Genomic DNA, 16,814 nt, shown 5'->3' on the forward strand with positions numbered 1-16,814 from the left:
AATGTACAGCTTATGCTGCTGCACGTCCCTATAGTATACTCTTCCAGGCTTCCATCCTCAAATCTGCGGCATTCACTTTAAGCGTGAAATCCAATCTTAATTATCCCATTTTCACCAATAAATTCAGGTTAAGACTGATTATCAAGCTTAAATTAGCTGAAATGCTCCCAGCAGCGGCGAAATGAGTGTGAAGGAAAAAATAAGCCCGAAAATCGGGCTTATTGAGGAAATTCCTTCTATTTTGCAAGAAATAGGCTTGAAAAACAGGCTTATTTAAAAATAATGTCAAGGCACCCAGCGATTTATTTCCGCAGTGTAATCCCAAAAGCAGAGCCGGCATCGCCTGCGAAGACGATGGTGCCGTTCTCCGGCAGCTTCACCTGATTACTGCCGCTGGTCAGCGAGTAATTCAGGCTGGCGCCTTGTGCATCATATACTGCAAACGCTGCTGTCTCCGGGATGGTGACGGTCATCGTTTTTCCTGCAGCAGATTTTGGAACAGTGAACCATCTGGCATATCCGTCTGCCCCGACCGTTACGGTTGATTTTTTCCCGGCATACAGGGCCTTGATGTTTTGTTCACTGACGAACAGGCTGCCCGCTGCTTCCAGATACTCCGTGCCACGCTCCTTATAGAAGTGATATGCCGCAGTATCCCGGCTCCCAATCGCCGGTACCTGATGCAGGCTTTCCGCCGAGTCGGGACCGGTAATCGTCTTATCGATCAAATATCCTTTCATGCTCGGATCGCGCTTTATAGCCACAGATGGCTCCATTAGAAAATACATCAGGGAGCTGTATTTTTCATTCAACGGGAAATATTTCCGGCCTTCACGCTGTTTCCATGCGGCTTCTGTCTGACCTGTAATCTTATGGCTGTCCATCTTCTCACCGGTATAGTGCGAAAGCGCAAGCTGACCCATACCCGGCAGCGAAACATACTGTCTCACCCAGATGTATGTCCGCCCATTACTTTCCTTCACAAAGCTCACCTTGATACTGCCATCTTCACTCATAAAAGAGCCATCTTTGCTGTATACATACTGCTCTGCCGGATACTCTGGGACCATCGGTACCGTTATAGCCAATTGACCGTTCTCCTGGATGGATGCCTTTACCATCTGATTGCTGGAGGCATAAAACCCTGCATGGTCCATCTGCTCGGCAGGCAGATCGGCTTTCACCGGTTTGCCAAAGGACTTCTCCGGAAGAATATCTTTAATCTCGCCTTTTTCCTTTAGTGCCGCAAGCAGCATTTCGTTTGCCAGCAGCTGGTTCGTCGAACTGGAACCGCCGGAGGAGAGCACGGCTGCGGCCATATTGTGTTCAGGCAGCACCACGAGGGAAGCATGATACAAGATCGTGTCTCCGCCTTTAGTCAGCGCCTGTATGCCGTATTCACTAAACGGGAACAATCTCACACTGTCCCAGCCCAGTCCGAAATCAAAGGAATTGTCGGCTTGATCCGGCCAGATTCCTCTTTTATATTCTTCCTGAGCCATAGCTTCTACAGAGTCCTTGGACAGCACGCCCGAGGTTTGGCCTGTAAATATTGTAGAAAACTTCACCAGATCTTCTGCGGTAGAATAAATGCCTCCCGTACCGATCACGTTCACCGTTTCATTCGGAAGCTGATCCGGTGAAGTCGGGAAGTAGAGCGCAGCCATCTGCTTGGCATCGAGGCTGTCTTGGGAAGTTTTCGTGTTCTTTAAATCAAGCGGTCCTGTAAAATGCTCATGAATAAATGCGGTGAAATTCTGGCCGCTCACCTTCTCCACTAGAATTTCTGCCAGTGTGAAGCTGTCATTGCTGTACACGGAGTAAGCTCCGGGATCTGCCTTTAACTTCTGGCTGGACAGCTGCCGCAGCAGCGTATCATGCGCATAGCTGTCATTGTCGTCAAATAAAAATCCATTGCCGAGGCTTGAGCCCTGCAGTCCGGATGAATGGTTCAGAAGCATGCGCGGTGTAATCTTGCTGTACCGCTCATCCTTCATCTTAAACTCCGGTATGTACTGAACGATCGGCGTATCCAGGCTGATGCTGCCTGCTTCCACCAGCTGCATCACAGCTGCGGTGGTAAACACCTTGCTGGTGGAGCCGATTCCGTACATTGTAGTCTTGCTGAGCGGGATCCGGCCTTCCTTATCATTGATTCCGCTCTGTCCGGAGACGGCAATCTTTCCTCCATCGATCAGTGCGTACTGTACACTTGTGGTGCCATACTGTTCTGTCAGCAGGGATGCTTTTTGTGATGCAATCTCTTTCAGGCTCTTGGCGGAAGCTTCCGCCTTCGCCACTGTCTTTGCTGCTTGCGCCGGAGCTTCCGCCGCCATGATGCTTGCAGGAGCCAGCGGGGTCAGCGCAAGGGACAGGGCCAGCACCCAGGATAGCTTTTTCTTCAAAATGTTATACCTCCTATTTTCATAGTCTAGGGTTAGTACGATTTACCAGCCGTAATGGTTCAATTAATTTGACATTATATAAAATGAAGTAAAAAGTTACCGTTCTGCAAGGCTGCGATGGCAAGTGTTCTTACGACCGCTGTTGTCTCCAAAATGCTTGGAATTATAATATGTGGTTGCATTTTGGAAACAAATCTTATGCTTCCGATGCTAGCTTTCCTTCGGAAAGCTTTTAGGCGGACGCTGACGCTTCTCCAGAATCACTTGTCACCTCCGCTATAGAAGGGTTTTATCTTTAATTCATTCTATATAGCATAAATCGGAACACAAACAAGGCTGATCCTCCCGCTTCTTTGCGGAAAAATCAGCCTTCTCTTCTCTGCCCTGCTCTGTAACGATTGCCAGTTACAGCGAATATCCTTATTTCGCGCGTTTGTAAATCCCTGCTGCCATTAATGCACTGGCGGTCATGAACAAATATGGTCCGCTCCCTGCCGTATTCATGCTGCTTCCCAGCAGATCCAGCGATTTTGAAGAAATATAGATGATAGCAAATACGATCCCGGCCGCTGCCAGGATATAACCGATACTTTTATTCATCCGCTTCTCACGTACCACGGTGAGGAGAGGATATACAAACAACAGGATGAAGAACACCACGCCCTGACTGAATCCGTTCTGGGAGAGAAGACCAATATCTACCCAATTAAAAAAGAAAGAAACCCATGCCGCACATGCAGCCACTAAAACCAGCTTACCGCCGGTATCCCATTTTTGAACTTTCAATGGTATGACGCCCCCTGCACAAATATAGGTCTATTATACCAAGGGATTTCAAAATGGGGTAGGCCTTTATGTGTGTTTACACGTCCAGCTGCCGAACAGCCTCATTGATCCAGATTGTTTTGGACGCCGCGTTCTCCCGCTTGCCGTCTTTTGGCAACATATCCGGCTCACCGATATAGAGGAATCCCAGCATTTTGTCGCGCTCTCCCAAACCGAATGCTTCGTTCACCTTCCGGTCGTAACAGAAATCACCTGTTCTCCACACAGCGCCCAGACCGAGACCATGCGCCTCCAGCAGCATGTTTTGAGCCGCCGCGAATACCGCGCCGTATTCCTCCAGCTCGATGATTTTGGGATCGTCTACGGGCTTCACCGCAACTCCGATCACCACCGGAGCCCGGTTCGCTCTGCCCAGTGCCGCCTCCCGTGCAGATGCCAGCTCCTCTTCCGTCTTGCCGGCCGCATTCTCTTCCGCGATATCGGCCATCACATGTCCGAGCAGCTTCCGTCCGTCTTCCCTCATGACAAAAAACTGCCAAGGCTGTGTATTCCGATGACACGGTGCCCAGGTGCCGGCTTCCAGAATCTTTTCAATCTTGTCCTGCGGCACCGGATCGCTCTTCACTTTGCCAATGCTGCGGCGGGTGCGAATGGCCTCATGTATATTCATTGTGCAATCCTCCTGTAAGTTAAGTTCAAGTTCATCCTGTCCATTGTAACAAAAAAAAGCCCGCTCCATAAACAGGAGCGGGACGACCATATGCAATTAACCTTCCTGATAACGATCATACGCAGCTTGATAGGTCTTCATATATTCTTCAAGCCCCATCTTTTGCAGTGTAGCCACATATTGATCCCACTGTTCGAATGATGCGCTTCCGTTGACAAACTTGGCTTCCATCTCGGTGACATAGTCATGAATATCTTTACCCACGGATGACATAAATTCTGTCTCTTCCGGCGTATAGTTAAAATTGTACCAGATCTCTTCAAGAGCATGCGGTTCCGCTTTTGCAGCTGCCTCCATTGAGCTTGAAAGCGTCTCGGAGCCTTTGAAATAATCCTGGCGAACGACACCCGGATAGCTTCCACCAAGCCAGGTGAAATATTTGGCCAAAGCCTGGTCTTGAGTCAAGCCGTCCGGATTGTTCGTGATCTCTTCTACATACTTGAATTCACCGTCTGCTGTCTTCTCATAAGTTTCACCTTCTTTACCCATGAAATACAGCTTCGCGCCGTCATCGCCATAGAAATAATCCATCCAGCGGATCGTGGCCTCTGGATTCTCATTCTTATCGGTGATCGCGAATGCGCCCACATGCACCATCGGAACCTTGATATGAGAATACAGCTGATCCCCACCAGGTCCTTTTAAAGCCCCGAGACCGATATAATTCTTTTGCGACATGACGGTTTCCGGGTTCGGTACAGCGGTTGAACCGAGGATACCGGACTGTCCCTTGGCATTCAGCGCCCCGCCGTCGATCGTAAAGATTTCAGGATCCAGCAGCTTCTCCTGATGCAGCTTGTTGATAAATTGCAGCAATTCCTTGTACTCCGGCAGTGCCTTGGTAAACCGAAGCTCACCGGAATCCGGATCGACATCGACGTATTTATGGCCCAAACCGCGTGTTCCAAGTCCCCAGCCGCCCTTCAAATGATCGATCAGACCCGTGATGCCGACCGCACTATAAGGCACTTCATCCTGCTGTCCGTTCCCGTTCAAATCGGTGGTCTGAACCGCTTTTAAGTACTCATAGAACTCCTCGGTCGTCTCCGGTTCCTTCATGTTCAGCTTCTCCAGCCACTCATCATTAATCCAGAGAGGGGCACCGATCAGCATCGACAACAGGTCCGGATCATAGAAAGAAGGCAGGGAATAAATGTTACCGTCGGGCATCGTTAAGCCTTTACGAATATCAGGATACTGCTCCATCAGCTTTTTGAAATTCGGTGCATATTGATCGATCAGATCATTTAAAGGAATAAACACCCCTTGGGCACCGAATCGTGCCAGTTCATTGGATGTGACTCTCGCGGAGTAAAAGACATCCGGATAATCGCCGCCGGCCAGCGCCAGATTCCGCTTCTCCGTCAGGGTTTCAAAAGGGACCAGATTGAAGTTTACATCCACATTGGACATTTCTGCATACGTCTTCCAGATAAGCGTCTCTTCAAACTTGCTGCCATTCGTTGCAGATTTGCCTGTGAAGAAATCCAGCTCGATTTTTTCCTTAACGATCGGCATCCCGGTCGCATTGACGTTATCCTGATTGCCCGAAGGTTCTCCTGTACCTCCGCTTTCCGATGAGCTGCCGCACCCTGATAGCAGACTGACTGCCAATACCATCGATAACGAAAGACTTCCCCATTTCTTCATTCTTTGTTCCTCCTCTTTTTTATGGAATCTATTGGATCAGCCTTTTACAGCTCCGACCATAACACCTTTGATAAAATATTTTTGCAGGAACGGATACAGCAGAAGCATCGGCAGATTCGTTACGATAACGGCTGCATACTTGATCGCTTCCGCATCCATCAAGCTTCTCGCCAATGAATCGTCGCTGATCTCGACCATCTCCTGCATCTGTCCCTGGATCAGAATCTCGCGCATAAACAGCTGCAGCGGATAACGGTCCCGATCGGATAAATACAGCAGTGCACTGAAGTAGCTGTTCCAGTGCCCCACGGCGTAAAACAGCACCATGACCGCAAGCACGGGGATGGACAAGGGCAGCACGATCCGCAAAATCAGCTTCGTGTTGGAAGCCCCGTCGATAAAAGCGGCTTCCTGCACCTCCTTGGGAATCGAATTCTGAAAGAACGTTCTCATAATGAGGATGTTCCATACCGACAAGGCAGACGGAATGACCATAACCCAAAAGGTGTTCAGCATCCCAAGATCACGAATCAGCAGATACGTCGGTATCATACCGCCGCTGAAGAACATGGTGAATACAATCATGAACGTGAAGAAGTTTCTGCCTCTGAAATCCTGCCGGGATAATGGATAGGCTGCTGCAATCGTCATGACCAGGTTGATGGCCGTGCCAACCACGGTATACAGCAGGGTGTTCAGGTATCCTCTCATCAGCTCGCTGTTAGCGAACAAGCGCTCATATCCGACAAACGACAGCTCTTTGGGCCACAGCCAAACCTCTCCCCGCATCACCATTTCCGGGCTGCTGATCGATGCAATCATGACAAAAAACAACGGATATATCACGAGCAGTGCGATGAAACTCAGTAATACATAGATGGTTACAGCGACCATGCGGTCACCACGGCTTTCTGCCATCCTCTCACTCCTTCCTTACCATAGACTGCTGGATCCTGCCTTGCGGGCAATCCGGTTCACGGTGACCAGCAGTATAAAATTAATAATGGAATTGAACAGCCCTACAGCAGCTGAAAAGCTGTACTGCGCTCCAAGAATCCCGCTCCGGTACACATTGGTGGCAATGACATCGGAAGCTTCCATGTTTAACGGATTCTGCATCAGGAATACTTTCTCGAACCCGATACCCAGCACAGAACCGATATTCAGGATCAAGAGAATCATCATTGTCGGTGCGATGCCTGGGAGATTCACATGCCAGATTCGTTTTAATCGCCCGGCACCGTCCACCTTCGCCGCTTCATGCAGCTGCGGGTCAATCCCGGCCAATGCCGCCAGGTAAATAATCGAACTCCACCCCATCGTCTGCCACACACCAGACCAGACAAAGATGCTTTTGAACCAGCCTGGTTCTGTCATGAACGAGATCCGCTCTCCCCCAAATGCCACAATCATGGAGTTGACCAGTCCGCTCACAGGAGATAGAAACATCACCACAAGCCCGACCATGACCACCGTGGATAAGAAATGAGGCATATACGTGACGGTCTGTACAAATCTCCTGAACTTGCTGGATCTCACCTCATGGATCATCAGCGCCAGGATAATAGGAATCGGAAAACCGGCTGCCAGCTCATACAGGCCAATGACAATCGTATTCTCCATAATTCTTGTAAAATAATAGCTGTCAAAGAATCGTTCAAAATGCTTGAAGCCGACCCACGGGCTTCCCGTTATCCCCTGATTGGCGATAAAATCTTTAAAAGCAATCTGCACACCATACATGGGCAGGTAGTGGAAAATAATAAAGTAAGCGATTACAGGAAGAAAGATGACGTATAACTCCCAGTTTTTAGTCCACTGCCGGAGCTCTTTTTTAAAGCTTGTCTTGGTTTGAATGTCCTGCCCCGGTGCCTTGTTCTTCAGGACTGCACGTGGTTCCAAAAAGCGATCCCCCCTTTATGACTTCAGCTGCGGATGCAAGTGATCCGGCTGTGACTGCATCATATCGAACTCCGGGTTTTTTCGGTATTCACCTTTCTTAAGATCCTGTACATAGCTTGTGAATTTTACACAAATCACGATCACAACCGAAAATCATGCCGGATTCTTAAATTTTGTCTATTCTATTTTTACACGGGGCTCACAAACAGCCCTTCCCGTCTTAACTTTTGCCCTGTATAATAACCGCAAACCACACAATGTACACGTAAGGAGCTGCTATATGAACTGGATCAAAACACGCAGACGTTCGCTGTTTTTTAAGATCTTTACCAGTTTTTTAGCCGTCATCTTATTATTCGGCCTGTTTTATGCAGCCATTTTCCGGATTTTTCGCGGGGGTCTGGAACAGGAAATTATTCAAAATAATCAGAGTCATATCTCCAATACAGCCGAACGCTTCTCGACACATCTTGAACGTATCGGCACCCTGCTGTTCGAACTGCATCATGAGCAGGATCTCATGACCTTCAACCGCCAGCTGCTCCGAGACGGCATACAGGATGCAGACTATCTGAAGGCCAAAGAAGTGATCTCTACGCTGCGAAACCATGTGTATAATTCACTGTTTTTTCTGGAAGATATCATCATCCACTTTCAGCAATCCGGAGTGACCCTGAACAAATCCGGCAGCAGCAGCGCGAACTACATATTTAACGCAGCGTACCGCAGTGATACCTATCCGCTGGATTACTGGCAGCAGGCAGAGCACGGGGAGTTTTTCCACCTGCTTCCTTCTGCCGATTTCAGCCGGGGGGCGGGCTCTTCCTCTGCCACGCTGCTGCCCTATACGTTCCATTATCCGGGGAGTTCCTATCAGCTGGTAGCGATGATTGATATCGGCCGGGCGGCGCAGTCGTTTTTTGGACAAGAACCCGATCTGACACTGGCAATCCTGGATCAGGACGACAGGTTGCTCTATGCCTATGGCGAAGGAATGAGCAAAAATGCCGTTCCATCATTCCCTCCAGGTGTACGCTCATTGAAACAAGATGGAATGTACTATTTTAAATCGACACGCGGGGATGGCCTGACCTATATTTCTGCCGCTCCCTATACCCACATTACGGGACAGCTGCAGCGCCTGACGTTCTACATGCTGGTCATTTTCATGATCTCACTGTTAGTGGCTCTGCTGACTTCCCTGTATTTGAGCAGACGCCTGCATTCCCCTGTGAAGCATATGCTGTCTCGTGTGCTCGACCGTACTCCTGTTCAGCAGGATTCCGGGGATAACCAAGCCGAAAGCAGGAACGGCCGCGTGTGGGAGTTCGATCTGATCCAGAGCCGGATTCGCGATTTAAGGCAGGAGAAGGATGAAGTTGTGGATGTGCTGAGCCGGCAGCAGGCCGTGCTCACAAACTATTCCTATATGAATAAGCTCAAAAATATCAATACGGACATCAGTGAATGGAACGACTTCCTGGCTGGTGAGGGCAGCTATCATATCGTCTACTATGACATCCGTTTCCGCAGCCTCTTGGAGCATGAGCCGCCGCTGCGCCCCAGCCGTGCGGTCAGACAGCTGCTTGAGCATATTCACCTGCTGGCTTCTGAGTCCTTTACCGATGCCCACACCTTTCAGATGGAAAAGCACGAGGTGGTCTCTGTATTGAAAGGAGCGGATGCGGGCTTGCTGCATACCTTTTTGCAGCAAATCAAGCACACCCTGAATGAGGAGAAGAATTATTATCTGGTCAATATATGCATCAGTCCTGCGGTTATGGATACATCGGAATTCGACCAGGCGTATCATGATGTCCGCTCCCTCTCTCCCCAGGCGCTGCTGCTTGAAGAAACACAGCTGATCTATGAAAAGCGTAAGCTCCCCGATCTGGCGGGACTTTCTGTGGAACAGGAGCGTCAGCTCTTGAAAGCGCTGCAATCCGGCGAGCTGGATGTCTGCATAAAGCTCGTGGATACCTTGCTGAACGATTGGTTTGAGCAGGGAGCAGGCATTGTGCAGTATCGGCAGCTTTGTGATCAATTGTCAGATAAGCTGCTGGGAGCTGTGGAGGCTCTGGCTCCGCAGGCACCGGTTCTTGCCGACCTGCAGGAACACGGACATCAGCTAAACACATGCCAGACGCTGCCGGAGTACAAGGAAAGATTCCGTCTGATGCTGGAGAAAGCCTGCACTTATATGGCAGAAAGACAGGATAGCTGCAATGAGCCTCTGGTCGCCCTCTTTATGGAGATTATTCAGAATCAATATGCAGAGGAGCTGTCGCTCGACTATTTGTCCGAAAAGATGAATTTGACGAGCCCGTACTTGTCCGCATACATCAAGGAGAAGACCGGCATGAACTTCAGCGAGCATCTGCAGGGCATTCGCATGGAAAAAGCCTGTGAGCTGCTTCTTGGCACAAGCCTGACCGTCCATGAAATCAGCCAGCGTGTCGGGTATCAGAATATTACTTCTTTTAACCGCTCCTTCAAGAAGGTGACCGGCATGACCCCCGGCGCCTACCGCCGCGAACAGGTGATCCAAGAGCATAAGAGCGGAAGCAGGGCTTAAAAGTAAAAGAAGGCTGTCCCAAAAGAATGGTTTTATGGGCGGTTATGCACGAAGAAGCGGAGGGGACGAATCGATTCCGGACAAGCGTTAGCGTTCGCCTCAAAGCTTTCCGAAGGAAAGCTAGCATCGGAAGCATAACCTGTGCTCTAATTTCTACCTTAAACAAAACACATTCATGAAATTAGAGCACAAGAGCGATGGGAGGGATGATTCGTACTCGCAGCGTCTATTAAGAGCTGCTAATTGTTAACGTCTAGGCGCCCGCCGGAGCCGGACTCGGAGTTGGCTCGACGGGAGTTGGAACAGCCGTTTCCGCGGACGGTACCACCGCTTTACGCAGTGCCTTCTGTCCCCGCCAGCGGATCAGGGCGCAGATGCCGCGGACATATTCATCTGCAATCATGCAGCAGTAGATGCCCACCAGGCCCCAGCCCATATGGATGCCAAGAACATAGGAGAGCCCTGTCGCAATGACCCACATGGAAACAAGGGAGGTGTACATGGTAAACCGGGTATCACCCAGTGCATTAAGGGCATTGCCCAGCGTCATATTCATCAGCTTGCCTGGCTGCAGAATCAGGTTCAAACCAAGCAGTGATACGCCGATGGCGATAATCTCCGGATCTGCGGTAAACATCCCCAGGATCTGAGAACCGAACACATAAATCAACAGCGCATTGATCCCTACAAAAATAATACCGATGCCAAACGCCCGGTATGCCGCCTTATAAGCCTGTTCTGTACGGCCTGCACCGAAGAGATGGGCAATCTGAATCTGTACGCCCATCGCAATGGACATGCCGAGCAGAAAGCACATGGATTCCAGGGTGTTCATATACGTTCTGGCTGCCAGCTCCTCGGCACCCAGACGGGCAATATAGGTGTAGATGATCAGCTGGGTGAATACCCAGCAGGACAGATTAACCCCCATTGGCCAGCCGATATGGAGGATTTCTTTAAAGAGCGGTTTATCAAACATCCGAAACTCCCTCCACTGGATCCGGTATTCAAAAGCACGCAGAAACATATACAGCAGCAGCAGGACCGCCAGCAGCCGGCTTGCTACCGTAGAAATGGCTACGCCTGTGAGACCCCACTGAGGCAGGCCCAAAGCACCGTAGATAAATCCATAGTTTAAAAAAACATGCACGATATTCATCCCTACCGCTGTATACATTGGCCCCTTGGTGTTCCCCGTATTGCGGATGACCGTGCTCATGGTCGACATCATCGCTACGAGCACCATGCCGCCGCCTACGATCGAAACGTAAATGCCCGCCAGGGGAAGCAGCCGCTCCGGCAGCTGAAGTGCAGATGAGATAGGAACGGCCATACTGTACAGCACCACACTGAGCACGATACCGATCAGCGTGCTGACCAGCAGTGCCATGATTCCGATTTTTCGGGCATCCTTCGATCGCCCTGATCCCAGCTTCTGGGCAATCAGAATGCCAGCTCCGCTGGCCACCGTCGTAAACAGTGTCGTCATCGCCTGAAACAGCTGGTTCGAGAAGCCGACCACCGCTACAGCATCATCTGAAATCCGGCTGACCATCAGCGTATCGACCGCACCCAGCAGAAATTGCAAGAATAACTCAATCAAAATGGGCCACGATAGAACCCATAAAGTAAACTTTTTATGATTTTTATCCAACATTCAAACCTCCATCTTTCCATAACACGGTTTAGCTTCATCTCAAAATGACTTGCAGCAATATCACATTATAGATGGTATACTGCATTTAAAATATCATTTTTCGAACTCAAATGATCAATATCCAAACTCGTATGGAAAGAGGCTGCTTCTCATGACGATTCTTCAGTTTACTGCGCCTCCGCTGCCGCATTATATTATTAGCGGCATGTGTGAGGCTGATGATGCCTTCCGCCATCCAAACCGCCGTAATATCGGTGTATTTGATCTGCTCGTCGTACAGCAGGGCTGTCTATATGTCACAGAAAACGAAGTTCCTTATGAGATCAGGGAAGGTTCTTTCCTGATTCTTCGTCCCGATACACACCATTATCCCACCCGAGATTCCAGTGTAGGAACACAGTATTACTGGCTGCACTTTAACACAACAGGATGCTGGCATGCCGAACAAAAAATTTCTTCCAGTGTCCAGGAGGCATTGAGAGAGCTGCAGCCTTTCTCGCCGAACTACTTTCCGTTAAAAGTCCCTCAGTCCGGATCACTGCCTCAACCTCAAAAAGCTTTTGAGCTGCTGTTAGCCCTCTCTGCACTCGTCAAGAACGGACATCGCGCTCAATCGCTGTGGCGCCAGCAGCTGCTTTTTCAAGAACTGCTGGAGCTTCTGGCTGCCGCCCTGGATACACCGGTATCTCTTCCCTCTTCTTGTGCTGAAAAAGCCGCTGCATACCTGCGTGAGCATTTCAGGGAAGAATTCAAGGCCCAGGAACTCGGGGAACGGATTAACTTCCATCCGGTGTATATCGCCCGCTGCATGCAGAAGGAGTTCGGCTTCTCCCCCGTGGAGTATCTGATTCGCTACCGTATAGAACAGGCCAAGCTTCTGCTGATGCAGACGGACCAGCCTATCAGCCGGATTGCTGAGGAGGTCGGATTCAATCACGCCGCCTACTTCACTTCCTGTTTTGCCAGACAAGAAGGGATGTCTCCAAGAAAATATCGCCAAAAATTTGTATAAAGAGTCTTGCAATTGCACCGGAAGGCGCTATAATAAGGATATAGCAATCCTGATAATGATTATCATTACCGCGTCAGTGAGAATGATATGAGAACTGGCTGGTGCGATATCACATATAAAGGAGAACCGGACCTCATGAAACAGCAACCCCAACGTACGAACCTGCAGGTGGACGACTACCTGGATTTGTTGAATCTTGCCATCCAGCTCGGTGACCTGAAATGGCAGAAGGAAATTACTCGCAAGATGGAAATGAGCATGTCTTCCCTGGCTGCAGCTCAATAAATAGATTTACGGTATGTGCGGTTCATTGAAACCGTACATCTGTCATTATACTGCCCGCAGGACTACGCCATTGTGGTGATGTCCTGCGGGTTTTTTATGTCCGGCTAACTCTTCTTTAATATATATACTTGAATAAAGTATATATCTCTGATAAATTGTATCCTATGGACAGAACCAGTTTAATCAAAGGTCACTTGGAAATGTGCGTATTGGCCATTTTGAATAAGCAAAAGAGCTATGGGTATGAAATCATGAAGGAACTGGATCAATATCATCTCACATTGAAGGGAGTCGGAAGCATATACCCCATTCTGAACAAGCTGCTTGATCAGAATTGGGTAATAGCCAGCCGTGAGTGGACAGACAGCGGAAAGGCCAGAGTATATTACGAAATTAATGAGAGAGGCAGGTTTCACCTGCAGGATAGTATCAAAGAATGGCTGGCCCTGCAGGATGATCTGAAGTCCCTGCTTTATAGCAGTATGGAAGGAGCGTGGCCGGAATGACGGCAAAGCTGAATGAGGAGGAACAGCAGTATTTAGAGGAAGTCTTGAGTGGATTGAAGCATTATCATGTCAGCCGCAAGGCTCGTGAAGGATTGAAAGCGCAGCTTGTGGATCACTTTCAGGATGCAAGGGAGCAAGGAGACCATGGTATGGACACCTTGGAAAGCTCAGCGGATTTCATCCGGAACTACCTGGAGGTTCACAAGCTGGATCTGTATTCAGAGAATCGAAAAATGCGCGGCAGACGCGGGGGTTTATGGAAAATACTTATCTCGGGTGTGATCATCTTTACAGCTTCATATACCCTGCTCCAGCTGCTCTGGTCCATCTTTCTGACCGAATCGCTGGTCTCCGGCCGGTCTCTGGCAGACTACAGCCTTCTATATTACATATCCCCTAATAGCTGGTGGAATGCAATGCTGATGCTGATCAGTATCTGCTCTTCTCTGCTGATTTCAGCAGTATCGGTTTGGATGCTTCGGCGAAGGGAGCGCCTAGTTCAATGACAAAACCTTTGATTCTTGGCCTACTGCTGTTCATGCTGCTCCCTGGGTTCTACTCGTACGGTGAAGGCGGAAATCCCGTGCCGGAGAAGGTCATAGACCGGTATGTTGAAGAATATCTTCAAGAGCACCGCGTTCCCGGCGCCTCCATCGTACTGGTCCGCGGAAACGAACTCATATACGCTCAGAGCTTTGGGATAACTGGGGGCAGTAAAGAACCCGTAACCCTGAATACCCCTTTCACGCTGGGATCGATCAGCAAATCATTCACCGCACTGGCGATCATGCAGCTGATTGAGCAGGATAAAGTCCAATTGGAAGCACCGGTTCAACATTACCTGCCCTGGTTTACATTAAAGAACCCGCAAGAAGCTTCTCAGTTGACGATTCGCCATCTTCTAACCCACTCCAGCGGCATCCGTACTTATGACGGTCTCGTATTCTCTGATCAGGGACCCGGTGATTCCAGCAGCCTTCAACGCCATGTCAAGCATATGAAGGAAATCGAGCTTAGCTCACCTCCCGGAGAGAAACACCAGTACAGTAATGCCAATTACCTCATCCTTGGCGCCATTGTCGAAGAGGTGTCCGGAGAGTATTTCCCGGCGTATATGGACCGACATATTTTCAGTCCCCTAAACATGGAACATGCGGCTGCCGACCATGAGACGGCGGTTAGCAGGGGATATGTAAAGGGTTATCAATCCTGGTTCGGATATCCGGTATCCAGTCAGTTGCCGTATGATAACGGAGGCGCAGCGTACGGTTACATGACTGGCAGTGCGCACGATATGATGAAATACATACAATTTTTATTGAGAACAAATACAGGGAGCGTGCTGAAAGAAGAGAATATCTCTTTACTTTATAAGCCGCTGCTGCAAAACCGGAAAGACCGCTATTACAGCTTCGGCTGGAGAATTACCGCTGCATCGTCCACTTCCGAAGAAATGGTCTGGCATTCCGGCTCTACGCCCGATTCCCATACCGAAATTTTTTTCTTTCCCGAATCGGGATGGGGCGGAGCCATTCTGACGAACAAGAATCATGTTATGGAAGAACCTGCATTACCTCAGCTTAAAGCCGGAATCATTGATCTGATTCAAGGCAGGGAGCCTCAATCTACGGTGTCTATGAGTTCTTTAACACGCATTTCATGGATTGCAGCTGGACTGAACCTCATGCTTCTAGCGGCATCTATTGTGCTCATGATTCGGATGCGAAAGGGCGCGGTACAGCAGTATCGGCTGCTGTGGCTCCTGCTCTCTGCTGTTCTCTTCATTGTTGCGGCTTCTGCCATCCCACTGCTTACCTGGGGAACATCAAGTCCCTGGCACAGCATACAGGCATTTGCCCCGGACATTGCCGCCCTTTCGATCGGCGCAACCTTGCTGCTGGGTATCGCTGCTCTGCTGGCCGCAGCCATTGGTCTGCGTAAGCCGCCGGCACCCAGTATCAGTCCGCATGCTTAATGGGATTCATCCATAAAGGGCTTATTCACATAATGGTACATATAGGCCATGAATACACCCCCGCCAATCAGGTTCCCGAGCGTCACGGGCACCAGATTGTACACCGCTCCTGACAGAGAAATGGTGTCGGGATGATCCACGACAAGCGCAATAGCAAACGTACACATGTTGGCAATACTATGTTCGTAGCCTGAAATGAAGAAGCAGAAAACAAACAGCATCATCGCAAACAGCTTGGGGCCATCGCCCTTCATTCCCATAGGTATGAAAAAGGCGAGACAGACCAGCCAGTTACACAGGATAGCCCGGAAAAACAGCTCGGTCAGCGGAGCATGCATCTTTTTCTCCACCACAGACAGCAGAAATCCATTGACCTCGGGCGAGTTGAACAGTCCTGTCAAGTAGATGAGCAGTGCAAAGGCTGCTGCCCCAAGTATATTACCTGCATAGCTCGTGACCCACAACTTGCCCGTTTCCGTCCACTTCAGCTTTCGGCGGAGAGCGGCATAGGAATAATAGAACGTATTCCCTGTAAACAGATCTCCGCCTCCATAAGAAATCAGAATAATAGCGGCTCCAAATGTGATCGCAGCCATTGGATACACCGCAGGGGAATGCACAGCATAAAAGTAACTTCCTGTCTTGAATGCCACGATGACGCCAAAGCCGATAAACATACTGGCCAGCGCAGAACGAGCCAAATAACGAAGCTTGCTCTGTTTGAAAATTTTCATTTTCTTCAAGGCCAGTTTCTCGACTTCCAGCAGGGATTGGACTTCCATGGACTCACTTCCCTTTACATAGGATTCATGCAGCATTCTCATCCCTAGATTACTATGATTTTGAACCGAATTACAGTGACATTTCTCACAGTAAACATCAAAAAAAGGCGCGAATCGAGGACCTACGTCCACCATTCACGCCTTTTATATGAAACAGTCATTACGCACCCAGAAGAGGTGTTCGCTTATCGAAGCCTACTTATCGTTGTTCTCGTTCTCACTGTTTTCCAGCTTGTTCTCATGCTCCATCTGATATTTCTCACGCATCAGCTTTTGCATAATAAACTTCTCCTGCTCATTCAAGCCTTCCTGGTTATCCTGCAGAATCATATTGTCGATGTTGCGCTTCAGTACCTCATTTTGCGTATTCAAAATACGGTTCCTCCTTTGGAATTTATGCGATCTTTCCGCATGTTTTTATACATAACCCCATTAAGGGACTTATGTAATAACTAACCGCTTCCGCAAAAATGAAACGGGTGGGCGTTCGTCAGACAATGCGGGAGTCGTACATTTTCGAAAAGATACCGACCGTACCTGTGTCGCTTT

Annotated in this window: 15 protein-coding genes; 6 read left to right on the plus strand and 9 right to left on the minus strand. The window is 49.3% G+C overall.

The genetic code is table 11. The annotated features are described in order from the left end of the window. Positions 1 to 302: 302 nt before the first annotated feature. From HII30_RS11360 to HII30_RS11385, 6 genes are all read right to left on the minus strand, one after another. Positions 303 to 2,405: a serine hydrolase domain-containing protein gene (locus HII30_RS11360; protein ID WP_169505147.1), complete on the minus strand. Its 2,103-nt coding sequence runs from the start codon at positions 2,403 to 2,405 to the stop codon at positions 303 to 305. A gap of 420 nt (positions 2,406 to 2,825) precedes the next feature. Next, on the minus strand, positions 2,826 to 3,191 hold the full coding sequence (locus HII30_RS11365; protein ID WP_211184552.1) for a hypothetical protein: 366 nt from the start codon (positions 3,189 to 3,191) through the stop codon (positions 2,826 to 2,828). A gap of 76 nt (positions 3,192 to 3,267) precedes the next feature. Next, complete coding sequence (locus HII30_RS11370; RefSeq protein WP_169505148.1) at positions 3,268 to 3,861, minus strand: nitroreductase family protein; 594 nt, start codon at positions 3,859 to 3,861, stop codon at positions 3,268 to 3,270. Between the two features lie 96 nt (positions 3,862 to 3,957). Then, complete coding sequence (locus HII30_RS11375) at positions 3,958 to 5,571, minus strand: extracellular solute-binding protein (RefSeq protein WP_169505149.1); 1,614 nt, start codon at positions 5,569 to 5,571, stop codon at positions 3,958 to 3,960. Between the two features lie 36 nt (positions 5,572 to 5,607). After that, positions 5,608 to 6,489 (minus strand): carbohydrate ABC transporter permease, encoded by an 882-nt coding sequence (locus HII30_RS11380; RefSeq protein ID WP_169505150.1) that lies wholly within the window; start codon positions 6,487 to 6,489, stop codon positions 5,608 to 5,610. A 15-nt stretch (positions 6,490 to 6,504) separates the two neighbouring features. After that, positions 6,505 to 7,428 carry an ABC transporter permease gene (locus tag HII30_RS11385; protein WP_343045100.1) on the minus strand — a complete coding sequence of 308 codons (924 nt, stop codon included), beginning with the start codon at positions 7,426 to 7,428 and terminating at the stop codon, positions 6,505 to 6,507. Between the two features lie 325 nt (positions 7,429 to 7,753). Here HII30_RS11385 and HII30_RS11390 point away from each other — a divergent pair, with 325 nt between their 5' ends. Further along, the gene (locus HII30_RS11390; RefSeq protein WP_169505151.1) at positions 7,754 to 10,048 is read left to right on the plus strand and encodes a helix-turn-helix domain-containing protein; all 2,295 of its coding nucleotides are present in this window, start codon (positions 7,754 to 7,756) and stop codon (positions 10,046 to 10,048) included. A gap of 253 nt (positions 10,049 to 10,301) precedes the next feature. Here HII30_RS11390 and HII30_RS11395 read toward each other — a convergent pair whose 3' ends face one another. Beyond that, entirely contained in the window at positions 10,302 to 11,705 is a 1,404-nt protein-coding gene (locus HII30_RS11395) for an MATE family efflux transporter (RefSeq protein WP_169505152.1), read from the minus strand. A gap of 151 nt (positions 11,706 to 11,856) precedes the next feature. Here HII30_RS11395 and HII30_RS11400 point away from each other — a divergent pair, with 151 nt between their 5' ends. The 5 genes from HII30_RS11400 (at position 11,857) to HII30_RS11420 (ending at position 15,483) form a co-directional block, all read left to right on the plus strand. Then, positions 11,857 to 12,717, plus strand: a complete 861-nt coding sequence (locus tag HII30_RS11400; RefSeq protein WP_169505153.1) for an AraC family transcriptional regulator — start codon at positions 11,857 to 11,859, stop codon at positions 12,715 to 12,717. Between the two features lie 135 nt (positions 12,718 to 12,852). Next, positions 12,853 to 13,002 carry a hypothetical protein gene (locus HII30_RS11405; protein WP_169505154.1) on the plus strand — a complete coding sequence of 50 codons (150 nt, stop codon included), beginning with the start codon at positions 12,853 to 12,855 and terminating at the stop codon, positions 13,000 to 13,002. A gap of 164 nt (positions 13,003 to 13,166) precedes the next feature. Further along, positions 13,167 to 13,508 carry a PadR family transcriptional regulator gene (locus HII30_RS11410; protein WP_169505155.1) on the plus strand — a complete coding sequence of 114 codons (342 nt, stop codon included), beginning with the start codon at positions 13,167 to 13,169 and terminating at the stop codon, positions 13,506 to 13,508. Further along, positions 13,505 to 14,014, plus strand: a complete 510-nt coding sequence (locus tag HII30_RS11415; protein WP_169505156.1) for a hypothetical protein — start codon at positions 13,505 to 13,507, stop codon at positions 14,012 to 14,014. The genes HII30_RS11410 and HII30_RS11415 overlap by 4 nt, the downstream gene beginning before the upstream one ends. Continuing rightward, positions 14,011 to 15,483, plus strand: coding sequence for a serine hydrolase domain-containing protein (locus tag HII30_RS11420; RefSeq protein ID WP_169505157.1), 1,473 nt, complete (start codon positions 14,011 to 14,013; stop codon positions 15,481 to 15,483). The genes HII30_RS11415 and HII30_RS11420 overlap by 4 nt, the downstream gene beginning before the upstream one ends. Here HII30_RS11420 and HII30_RS11425 read toward each other — a convergent pair. After that, complete coding sequence (locus HII30_RS11425) at positions 15,480 to 16,265, minus strand: formate/nitrite transporter family protein (RefSeq protein ID WP_169505158.1); 786 nt, start codon at positions 16,263 to 16,265, stop codon at positions 15,480 to 15,482. The two genes, HII30_RS11420 and HII30_RS11425, sit on opposite strands and share 4 nt — an antisense overlap. Positions 16,266 to 16,460: 195 nt before the next feature. Next, on the minus strand, positions 16,461 to 16,637 hold the full coding sequence (locus tag HII30_RS11430) for a hypothetical protein (RefSeq protein WP_169505159.1): 177 nt from the start codon (positions 16,635 to 16,637) through the stop codon (positions 16,461 to 16,463). Positions 16,638 to 16,814: the final 177 nt, after the last annotated feature.

Source organism: Paenibacillus lemnae (assembly GCF_012933385.1).
In the GTDB taxonomy this organism is placed as follows: domain Bacteria; phylum Bacillota; class Bacilli; order Paenibacillales; family Paenibacillaceae; genus Paenibacillus_AQ; species Paenibacillus_AQ lemnae.